This window comes from Alteromonas sp. NFXS44 (assembly GCF_040148705.1).
Classification (GTDB): Bacteria; Pseudomonadota; Gammaproteobacteria; order Enterobacterales; family Alteromonadaceae; genus Alteromonas.
Map to the genome: position 1 here is coordinate 710,469 of NZ_JAGDEA010000001.1, position 8,949 is coordinate 719,417.

Annotated in this window: 8 protein-coding genes; 7 read left to right on the plus strand and 1 reads right to left on the minus strand. The window is 45.6% G+C overall.

What is annotated here, in order from left to right; all coding sequences use genetic code 11:
* The first annotated feature begins 54 nt into the window (after positions 1-54).
* The 7 genes from J3369_RS03110 to J3369_RS03140 all read left to right on the plus strand — a co-directional run bounded on the left by J3369_RS03110 (position 55) and on the right by J3369_RS03140 (position 7,683).
* Positions 55-1,113, plus strand: coding sequence for a hypothetical protein (locus J3369_RS03110; protein WP_349583679.1), 1,059 nt, complete (start codon positions 55-57; stop codon positions 1,111-1,113).
* 112 nt (positions 1,114-1,225) lie between these two features.
* Complete coding sequence (gene rfbA / locus J3369_RS03115) at positions 1,226-2,107, plus strand: glucose-1-phosphate thymidylyltransferase RfbA (RefSeq protein WP_349583682.1); 882 nt, start codon at positions 1,226-1,228, stop codon at positions 2,105-2,107.
* Positions 2,108-2,147: 40 nt separating this feature from the next.
* Positions 2,148-2,693, plus strand: a complete 546-nt coding sequence (rfbC, locus tag J3369_RS03120) for a dTDP-4-dehydrorhamnose 3,5-epimerase (protein ID WP_349583685.1) — start codon at positions 2,148-2,150, stop codon at positions 2,691-2,693.
* Between the two features lie 9 nt (positions 2,694-2,702).
* Entirely contained in the window at positions 2,703-3,581 is an 879-nt protein-coding gene (rfbD, locus tag J3369_RS03125; protein ID WP_349583688.1) for a dTDP-4-dehydrorhamnose reductase, read from the plus strand.
* Positions 3,578-4,660, plus strand: a complete 1,083-nt coding sequence (gene rfbB / locus J3369_RS03130; RefSeq protein WP_349583691.1) for a dTDP-glucose 4,6-dehydratase — start codon at positions 3,578-3,580, stop codon at positions 4,658-4,660. Before rfbD ends, rfbB begins: the two co-directional genes overlap by 4 nt.
* 79 nt (positions 4,661-4,739) lie before the next feature.
* Positions 4,740-6,461, plus strand: coding sequence for a glycosyltransferase family 2 protein (locus J3369_RS03135; protein ID WP_349583694.1), 1,722 nt, complete (start codon positions 4,740-4,742; stop codon positions 6,459-6,461).
* A gap of 34 nt (positions 6,462-6,495) precedes the next feature.
* Positions 6,496-7,683, plus strand: coding sequence for a nucleotide sugar dehydrogenase (locus J3369_RS03140; protein WP_349583696.1), 1,188 nt, complete (start codon positions 6,496-6,498; stop codon positions 7,681-7,683).
* Between the two features lie 43 nt (positions 7,684-7,726).
* Here the strand turns inward: J3369_RS03140 and J3369_RS03145 are convergent, their stop codons facing one another.
* On the minus strand, positions 7,727-8,458 hold the full coding sequence (locus tag J3369_RS03145; protein WP_349583722.1) for a hypothetical protein: 732 nt from the start codon (positions 8,456-8,458) through the stop codon (positions 7,727-7,729).
* Positions 8,459-8,949 lie beyond the last annotated feature (491 nt).

Here is an 8,949-nt window from a genome sequence, read left to right on the forward strand (position 1 = left end):
ATACTGGTGGAAAGATAGGGTATAAGAACCGCGTGGTTCAGAGTTTGATTTATTATGAAGGTAGTTTTTCATTTCGGGCCGCCTAAGTCAGGTACTTCGGCTATTCAAAAGTGGTTATTGTCAAATCGTGACTGGTTATTATCGCAACATATTTATTATCCCGATCATGTCCTGGACGTAAATGGAGTTAGCTCAGGTAACTTGAGAGCTGCGTTCGAATTTGTGAATGAGGATTTTTACTTTTCCAAAAAGCTGTTCGATGAACAAGTTAATAACGCTCTGATAGCGGGCTGCCATACGATTGTCTTTTCTTCTGAGTTTTTTTTTCGTAGGTTGGAAGAAATAAGTTTGAATGTACCCAATGCGCTTTTTATCGGTTATATACGTTTTGGGTTAGAGGTTTTACAATCTTCTTATAACCAATCTGTAAAAAGACACGGAAAAGTTGAAAAATTTGAACCGCTTGCCCAGGTTCAGTCAACACTCAGAACTCTTAGTTTAACTGTAAAGCAGTTAGATGAGGGTAAATTCGAGCTTCGGCCGTATTGCAAAAAATTGTTTAAAAACAATAGTATAGTTGCTGATTTTCTAGATTTTCTTAATCTTGAATTTAACAGCGTTGATTTTGATGTTGGTCGTGTAAATCCGTCATATAGTCTTGAAAGTATTGAGGTTAAGCGCTGGTTCAATCAACTGGAAGTTGGTGCGTTAGAAACACAACTAGATTTGGCATTACAGAATTATGGAGATCCGAGGCCGTATTCACTGATGTCTGATCAACTGTTTGAAGAATGCAAAATTATATATATCAGACAGCTCAAGGACTTTCTTCGAAGTCATGATGTCTTAAAGTCTTCCGAGTTTTATAAAGAGTGCTCTTGGTTGAAAAATAAGCCTTATAAAGAGCAAGAGCTATCTCTCAGTGAATTTGAGAGTGTATTACGAGATCTATTACAGCGGAAAGAGATTTCCAGGCATGCTGTGCACGCAGCGTACACGGAAGGAATGAAGCAGAGGTTGCATCTTGAATATCCGGAAAGGTTAGAAATACTCCATCGGATTGCTCCTCCCTGGAGAGTTCTTTTTGAGAGAATAGCGAAATTCATAGTGTAAGCTTTGAAGCACCGACTGAAAGTTAATATGAGCGTTTATTTAGGTGAACCATTGATAGTGTATGGGGCTGCTGTTTAACTGAACCAAAATGATGAGAAGTTGGAGAATTAGGTTGAGAAAAGGATTAATACTGGCCGGTGGCTCAGGCACACGCCTTCACCCGCTAACTAAAGTCGTCAGCAAGCAACTGATGCCGGTTTACGACAAGCCGATGATTTTCTATCCGCTGGCGACGCTGATGATGTCCGGTATCCGCGACATTCTCATCATAACCACGCCGCAGGAGCAGGCCCGGTTCATAGAACTGATTGGTGATGGCTCTGCATTAGGTATCAATGTGCAGTATGCGGCGCAACCTTCCCCGGACGGTCTTGCCCAGGCGTTCCTCATAGGTGAAGAGTTCATCGGCAATGATGCCTGTACACTTATTCTCGGTGATAACATCTATTATGGTCACGATTTAAAAGTCTCGCTGAAGAATGCCTATGAGCAAGATTCCGGTGCTACAGTTTTCGGCTACCACGTGAACGACCCTGAACGTTACGGTGTAGTTGATTTCGACGATGACTGGAATGCACTGTCTATTGAAGAGAAGCCCGCTAAGCCTAAATCAAACTATGCAGTAACCGGTCTGTATTATTACGACAACCGCGTGGTGGATTTTGCTAAGGCTGTTAAGCCTTCTCCCCGTGGTGAGCTTGAAATTACCGACCTGAATAACCTCTACCTGCAGGATGGGTCGCTTAAAGTCGAACTGATGGGGCGTGGTTCTGCCTGGCTGGATACCGGTACGCTGGACAGTTTGCTGGATGCTGCCAACTTTGTGGCTGCAATTGAAAAACGTCAGGGCCTGAAAGTCTGTTGTCCTGAAGAAGTCGCTTACCGCATGGGCTTTATAGATGCTGCTCAGGTTGAGAAGCTGGCCAGACCTTTGATTAAAAGTGGCTACGGTGAGTATTTAATGAAGATCATCAGTGGTCGGGTTAAGAGCTGAGCGCGTATCTTCAACGTTCGATTTTTGGGAATAGCATTTCATGCAAGTAGTAACCACCGACATCCCGGATGTCAAAATCATTGAGCCCCGCGTCTTTGGTGACGAGCGTGGCTTTTTCCTCGAAACCTTCCGCACTGACTGGTTTAAACAGGAATGTGCCGATGTGGATTTCGTACAGGACAACCATTCAAAATCCAGGCAAGGCATTCTCCGTGGTCTGCATTATCAGCTGGAACAGACTCAGGGCAAGTTAGTCCGTGTGGTCAGCGGCGAAGTGTTCGACGTAGCGGTAGATATGCGTAAAGACTCGCCCACCTTCGGCAAATGGATCGGCGTAATGCTGTCAGCTGAAAACAAACGTCAACTGTGGGTGCCGGCAGGTTTTGCGCATGGTTTTTATGTGACCAGTGAATCAGCAGAATTCGTGTACAAGTGCACGGATTATTATCATCCGGCTTCAGAAGTGTCGGTGAAATTTGATGACCCGACTATCGGTATTGACTGGCCGCTGGTAAACGGTGAAGCACCGTCGCTGTCTGCAAAAGACGCGGAAGGCCTTGCCTTTACCGACGCACCGGCATTTTAAGGAAAGCCCATGTCAATTGTTGTAATAGGGAAGTCCGGACAACTGGCTTACGAGCTTCAACAGGCGGGCGGTGACAAGATTGTTTGTCTGGGCCGTGATGATATCGACATTACCGATAAGGCCGCATTGGCAGATAAGCTGGACAGCATTAAACCGGAAGCTATCATCAATGCCTCGGCCTATACCGCAGTAGATAAAGCGGAATCTGAACCGGATGCGGCGGCGTTGATTAACACACAGGGCGTGGCGAATCTTGCTGAGTACTGCAAAGCAAACGGCATCTTCCTTGTGCATGTGTCTACCGACTATGTATTTAACGGCAAAAAAGGCTCACCTTACACAGTAGATGACACAATCGAACCGCAGGGCGTATACGGCAAAACCAAAGCTGATGGCGAAAAAGCACTGTTAAACACCATCCCTGCTTCAAGCTGCTTAATCCGCACCGCCTGGGTGTACTCCACTCACGGCAATAACTTCGTGAAAACCATGCTGCGGCTGATGGCAGATAAACCACAGCTTACTGTGATTGATGACCAGATTGGCTCGCCCACACTGGCAAGCGGGCTGGCACAGGCCTGTTTGTATGCCGCACAAAACAAAACGGCAGGGGTATACCACTGGACAGACGAAGGCGTAACCAGCTGGTACGATTTTGCGCTGGCCATTCAGGAACTGGCAGTCGAAAAAGGCCTGCTGGAAAGCAAAATCCCTGTACTGCCTATTCCGTCGTCACAATATCCCACTCCGGCGAAGCGACCGCACTACAGTGTGCTGGATAAAACCCTGACCCGCGAAACCTTTTCTTCACTGCAACCTGCCCACTGGCGTGTACAACTCTCGGCCATGCTGGATGCGCTGAAATCAGAACAGAGCAATACACAATGAGCAAAACTATACTCGTCACCGGCGGTGCCGGCTTCATCGGTTCGGCGGTAGTCCGACACCTGATTAACGATACCAACCACACGGTTATCAACCTGGATAAACTGACCTATGCCGGTAACCTGGAATCACTGACGACGGTGTCAGACAGCGACCGCTACTTCTTCGAGAAAGTCGATATCTGCGATGCCGACGAAGTAAAACGTGTATTCACCACGCACCAGCCTGACATCGTGATGCACCTGGCAGCAGAATCACACGTTGACCGCTCTATCGACGGCCCGGGGGAATTTATCCAGACTAACGTCGTCGGTACTTACACGTTGCTGGAGCAGGCACGCGCGTACTGGTCAAAACTGGAAGGTGAGAAAAAAGACGGCTTTAAATTCCACCACATCTCCACCGATGAAGTGTACGGCGACCTGCCACATCCGGATGAAGTGGAAGAGGGCACAGAACTGCCACTGTTTACTGAAACAACGCCCTACGCGCCGAGCTCCCCCTATTCCGCGAGTAAAGCGTCTTCAGACCAGCTGGTCCGCGCCTGGCTGCGTACGTACAAGCTGCCCACGCTGGTGACCAACTGCTCGAACAACTACGGCCCGTATCACTTCCCGGAAAAGCTGATTCCGCTGGTCATCCTGAATGCCCTGGCCGGAAAGCCGCTGCCTGTATACGGCAAAGGCAATCAAATCCGTGACTGGCTGTATGTGGAAGACCATGCCCGCGCACTGGTTGTGGTAGCCCTGAACGGTGAAATCGGTGAAACCTATAACATTGGCGGCCATAACGAGAAACAGAACATCGACGTGGTGAAAACTATCTGTACCATTCTGGATGATGTGAAGCCAAAAAGAACAAAGTACGCAGAGCAAATCACTTACGTGACAGACCGTCCGGGCCACGATATGCGCTATGCCATCGATGCCTCCAAGATTCAGAAAGAACTGGGCTGGACCCCGCAGGAAACCTTCGAAAGCGGTATCCGCAAAACTGTCGAATGGTATCTGAACAATGAAGCCTGGTGGAAAGCGGTGTTAGACGGCAGCTATCAGGGTGAGCGTCTTGGGGCCGGAAATTAATTCTTTCTGCTATTCCGTGTTAGTATAAAAGCCGCATTTCTATGCGGCTTTTTTAATGTTCGATGATTAGCAGGTTTAAATGAAGAAGATTGCAATGCAATCCGTGCAGATGGCTATTAAGTTGGTGCCATCCCCAATTCGTGAAAAGGTAAAACGTAGTGAAAGATTGACCACGTTTTACAGTCAGTCAATCCGGCGTTCTGGTCTCACATATGGTGAGCCAACTAAGCGGACGAAGAAGAAACTTTATCGGGAGTTTGTTTCTCATCACAACAAACTGATTGAAAATGTATCTTTCCGTAATGAGTCTGCAGATCTTCTGGTTGTGGTAGCCGGAGAGTCCGGTCACGAAAAAACTATTCAAAATCTCAAATCGTTGAATCTTCCTTATGTAATCTGGCCTGCGAAAAAGGATGAAAAGGGTTGCCCGGAATTTAATGAGCTTCTGCTAAATCAGAACACTGGCAGCCATGTGCTTTTGATAAACGCAGGAGATATATTGCGTCCCCAATCTTGCTACATGATGTCTGCGTTGTTACAGCAGGATTCTTATGATCTCCTTTATTGTGATACAGATATTACTGCAGACCCCAAAAAGCCCGGTTCACCTCATTTCCTGCCTGACTGGAATCCCGAGCTGCAACTTTCTGCCGGCTATGTTTCGACAGGAGTACTGATTAAACGTGAGCTCCTGAACACTGTTCAGCTTAGTGCTGTCTCTATTGCAGGTTTAACGTCAGAGCTCTGGTTACAGAAATCTGATATGCGTATTGGCCATATTCCTTCAGTATTGGTAATACGTGATGAAGAAGCTCATGCGAGACAGGAAGTGTCTGCATTAGAAGACATCGCAAGACTGACAAAGCAACACTCAGATGCTGTCCCGGCATTAAATGTCGAACAAAAAATCAACCATGTGCAATGGCCTGTTAAAGAGCAGCCTCTGGTTTCTTTAGTCATACCTACAAAAAATGCGAAAGAGCTGGTTAAAGCGTGTATCGATTCGATCAGGGAAAAAACACTTTTTAAAAATTATGAAATCATTCTGATAGACAATGGCTCGGATGAGAAGGAGAGTCTTGAGTATTTTGCTTCTCTTGATGCTTTACCTGAAATCAGGGTGATCAAATACCCCGGCCCATTTAACTATTCGGCAATAAATAATTTTGGCGTGTCGCACGCGAACGGTGAGATCATTGGCCTTATCAATAACGACATAGAAGTTATTAAGCCTGACTGGCTCACTTATATGGTCGGACATGCGATGAGGGACGATGTTGGGTGTGTAGGCGCTAAATTGTTGTATTCGGACGGATGCATTCAACATGCAGGAGTTGTTTTAGGCTATGGTGGCGGTGCAGGGCATGCGCATAAGTACTTCCCCCGATATCATCCCGGATACATGAAACGATTACTGGCCACTCAGAATTACTCGGCTGTTACTGCAGCCTGTTTACTGGTTAAAAAGTCTAAATTTTTGGAAGTCGGTGGTTTAAACGAACAGGATCTGGCCGTTGCTTTTAACGATGTAGACTTTTGTTTGCGAGTCAGAGAAACTGGTGTCAGAAATGTATTTTGTGCCGAAGCCGAGCTTTATCATCATGAATCGGTCAGTCGTGGCCTGGATGTTGCTCCTGAAAAAGCGGCACGTTTTAATCGGGAACTCGAATATTTGCGTAGTCAATGGCATGGTTATATCAGTCATGACCCGGCATACAGCCCTAATTTGACACTTAAGAGAGAGAACTTTTCTATTAAGCGTCGTGAAGAGTTTACCGCCCTTGGGCCCACAACTTTTTAGAAACAGTATTTATACCTTTAGATAGTGAGAAAAAATGGAACCGACGAATAAGAAATTCAAAGTCGCAGTAGCCGGGACTGGCTACGTAGGATTATCAAACGCAGTGCTGCTTGCCCAGCACAATGAAGTTGTTGCTGTTGACTTAGTCCCTGAAAAGGTAGAAATGCTCAACGCACGGAAGTCGCCTATTGAAGATAAAGAAATTTCTCAATATCTGGCGGAGAAGGAACTTAATCTCAGAGCGACTCTTGATGCTGAAGAGGCATACCGTGATGCTGATTTCGTGGTTATCGCAACGCCTACTGATTATGATCCGCAAACCAACTATTTTAATACTGGCAGTGTTGATTCAGTCATCAAAACTGTAATGAAGGTAAATCCGAAAGCAGTAATGGTAGTGAAGTCAACAGTACCTGTTGGCTTTACCCGTGAGGCAAAAGCTGAGCACGGTACTGAGAATCTTCTTTTCTCACCTGAGTTCTTACGTGAAGGCCGTGCCCTTTACGATAACCTTTATCCAAGCCGTATTATTGTAGGCGAAAGAAGTGAGCGGGCAGAAGTGTTTGCAGGCTTACTCAAGCAAGGCGCAATTAAAGAAGAGATTGAAGTACTGTTTACCGACAGTACTGAAGCGGAAGCCATTAAGCTTTTTGCCAACACTTATCTGGCGATGCGGGTTGCTTATTTTAATGAACTGGACAGCTATGCAGAAAGTAATGGTCTGGATTCTAAACAGATCATCGAAGGTGTAGGCCTTGACCCGCGTATCGGCAAACACTACAACAATCCAAGTTTTGGTTACGGTGGTTACTGCTTACCTAAAGACACGAAGCAGTTGCTGGCAAACTACAGCGCAGTGCCTAACAATATGATCCAGGCTATTGTCGATGCTAACCGCACCCGTAAGGATTTTGTGGCCGATTCGATTATCAGTCGCCGTCCTAAAATTGTCGGTATTTTCCGTCTGATCATGAAGTCCGGTTCGGATAACTTCCGCGCCAGTGCGATTCAGGGGATCATGAAGCGTATTAAGGCCAAAGGTATTGAAGTGGTGGTCTATGAACCGGTTATTAAAGAGGATGAGTTCTTTAATTCCCGTGTAATTAACGATTTGAATGCGTTTAAAGAAATGTCAGATGTTATTGTCGCTAACCGTGTTACCGACGATATTCGTGACGTTCTTGATAAAGTCTACAGCCGCGATTTGTTCGGTGCAGACTGATTAAGAAAGAAAACAAGAAGGGGAGCGTTTGCTCCCCTTTGTTTTATCTGTTCAGTACTAACTGTATATCTTCGTCAGTTAAACCTATGGACTGGCCATATTCAGCCAGCTTTTCGTCACTGACGCCATAACTTTGCGCTGTTTCCAATATCCGGATCGCCTGCTCTTTCTCTGCATGAGTTTGTTGCAGGGCAGTGGTGATCACCTCATCAGACTGAGCCGGGAACACTGCAAGCAATGCATCCACAACATACTCGCCGACATAAGGAACAGTATTCAGTGCGGTAGACAAAATCTCAATTACCTTATTGGGATGTTCCTGAGATAACGTCTGCACAATACGATCGGCCGAGTCAGGTTCAGTTTGTACTGCTACACGAACAATTTCATCCAGCTCTTCCGGAGTCGTATCGGCTGCGGCCTGAACAACAAAATCTACATAACTGGGTTCAGCGCGAATTGCCAGCTTAACGATATTAGTACAGGTACTGACATCTTTCTCAATTGCCATCTGCACAATATCCTGAGTAGAAGCGGGTTGTGCTGAAATGGCAGCGAAGATAATTTCGCGGTATTTATCAGGATAAGTATCCAGTGCAACATCTACAATAGACACCACATCCTGGGGATAGTGGCTGGCAATCGATCGGATAGCCCGGCCAATAGACATGTTTTGATCAACCTGACGCTTCAGAAACTGGATCTGAAAATCATCATTACTACTTTTAACTGTGTCTGCGTTAGATGCTGCGAAACATAGTGCGGGTAAACACATAGCTACTACAAAAAACGGTATGCTAACTCTGGGAGTCATACTCCACCCTCATTAAATTACGTCCCTAATGGACGCTATTATTGCTCTTATAATAGAGCTATCGTATTCGCAATTAGTTCAAATTGTCTAATTATTGTATGTATAGTCTATAAAGTAATCATTCGAACGCATAAACACAACTTTTTTAGGTATAGGTGTTGACGTGCGATTATAAATCTCTAAAATGCGCCCCACTTCTGACGGGGAGTCACGAAAGAGACTACTAAAGAAGTGTTATAACACAGAGCAAACGTGATGAGTTATAACAGTTTTCACTGAAAACACTTGAGAAATTAAATTTCAAAAAGATGTTGACACTGAAAATGAAACGCGTAGAATGCGCGTCCCGCTTCAGGGAGAAACGCTGAAGCAGCTAGCCGAGGTTAGCAATTGTTCTTTAAAAATTTATAACAAGACAATCTGTGTGGGCACTCGTTAAGAGTGTCAACCGA

Coding starts and splice junctions, on each gene's coding strand:
- J3369_RS03110 (WP_349583679.1), top strand. CDS start 55: ATGAAGGTAGTTTTTCATTTCGGGCCGCCTAAGTCAGGTACTTCGGCT.
- rfbC (WP_349583685.1), top strand. CDS start 2,148: ATGCAAGTAGTAACCACCGACATCCCGGATGTCAAAATCATTGAGCCC.
- rfbD (WP_349583688.1), top strand. CDS start 2,703: ATGTCAATTGTTGTAATAGGGAAGTCCGGACAACTGGCTTACGAGCTT.
- rfbB (WP_349583691.1), top strand. CDS start 3,578: ATGAGCAAAACTATACTCGTCACCGGCGGTGCCGGCTTCATCGGTTCG.
- J3369_RS03135 (WP_349583694.1), top strand. CDS start 4,740: ATGAAGAAGATTGCAATGCAATCCGTGCAGATGGCTATTAAGTTGGTG.
- J3369_RS03140 (WP_349583696.1), top strand. CDS start 6,496: ATGGAACCGACGAATAAGAAATTCAAAGTCGCAGTAGCCGGGACTGGC.
- J3369_RS03145 (WP_349583722.1), bottom strand. CDS start 8,458: ATGTGTTTACCCGCACTATGTTTCGCAGCATCTAACGCAGACACAGTT.